The sequence below is a fragment of the Kitasatospora putterlickiae genome (genome assembly GCF_039527695.1).
Classification (GTDB): Bacteria; Actinomycetota; Actinomycetes; order Streptomycetales; family Streptomycetaceae; genus Kitasatospora; species Kitasatospora putterlickiae.
The window spans coordinates 2427-3530 of sequence record NZ_BAAAKJ010000034.1; the positions used below are offsets into that span (position 1 = coordinate 2427).

At 73.6% G+C, this 1104-nt stretch carries 2 protein-coding genes; one reads left to right on the top strand and one right to left on the bottom strand.

Features of this window, described 5'->3' with window-relative positions; all coding sequences use genetic code 11:
- Positions 1-353: winged helix-turn-helix transcriptional regulator (locus tag ABD308_RS04300; RefSeq protein WP_344325766.1), on the bottom strand; the 353-nt coding region annotated here is incomplete at its 3' end.
- Between the two features lie 187 nt (positions 354-540).
- Between ABD308_RS04300 and ABD308_RS04305 the strand changes: the two genes are divergently transcribed.
- Positions 541-1104, top strand: a 564-nt coding sequence (locus tag ABD308_RS04305) for an MFS transporter (protein WP_344325757.1), incomplete at its 3' end; no start/stop codon positions are given.

Sequence of the window (1104 nt, forward strand, 5' to 3'; positions counted from 1 at the left end):
CGGTCGACCAGGCGGGCCCGCGGCTCGTCGTCCGTGAAGAAGTACCGCTCGCCCCACTGGCGCAGCGCGGTGACGACGGGGAAGAGCGCGCGCCCCTTCTCGGTGAGCACGTACTCCTGGTAGGGGCTGCCGTCGGCGGCCGGGGCGAGTTCGAAGACGCCGTTGGCGACCAGGTTGGCGAGGCGTGCGGAGAGGATGTTCTTCGCCAGGCCGAGGTTCTTCTGGAACTGCCCGAAGCGGCGCAGCCCGTCGAAGGCGTCCCGGACGATCAGCAGCGTCCACCCGTCGCCGAGCACGTCCAGCGGCCGGGCGACCGGGCAGGCCGACTCCTCGTGCGAGGTGCGTTTCGGCACGCGCCGCTCTCCTCTCGACTGCGGTCCCGCGCTCCGGCGGGAGCGGGTTTCACCTTGCAACCCTATCGCTCCGGCCCGCCGCGATCCGTGGTTGCTTTATGAAACCCCGCCGTGCGAGGGTAATGCGGTGGCACTTTGAAACCACACTGTCGCCGTCCACCACGTCGCCCGAAGGAGCCCCTCCGCCGTGCCCACACCCGTGGTCCCGCCCGCCCCCGCCGACGGCGCCGCCACCGCGACCGCCCGCCGGCTCTCCCCCGCCGTCGCCTGGCTGCTCTCGGTCGCGAGCGGCCTCGCCGTCGCCAACGTCTACTACGCCCAGCCCCTGCTCGACCTCATCGCCGACGACCTCGGCATCGGCCGCGCCACGGTCGGGCTGGTCGGCACCCTCACCCAGGTCGGCTACGCCGTCGGCCTGGTGCTGCTCGTCCCGCTCGGCGACCACCTCGACCGCCGGCGGCTGATCACCGCTCAGCTCGGCCTCTCCGTCGCCGCGCTCGCCGCGGTGGCCGTCGCCCCCTCGGCGGTGCTGATGCTGCTCGCCATGGCGTCGGTCGGGGTGCTCGCCGTGGTGGCCCAGGTGATGGTCGCCCACGCGGCCTCGCTCGCCGACCCCGCCGACCAGGGCCGCGTCGTCGGCACCGTCACCAGCGGCATCGTGATCGGCATCCTGCTCGCCCGCACCGTCGCCGGCACCATCGGCGATCTCGCCGGCTGGCGCGCCGTCTACGTCGTCTCCGCCGTCGCCACC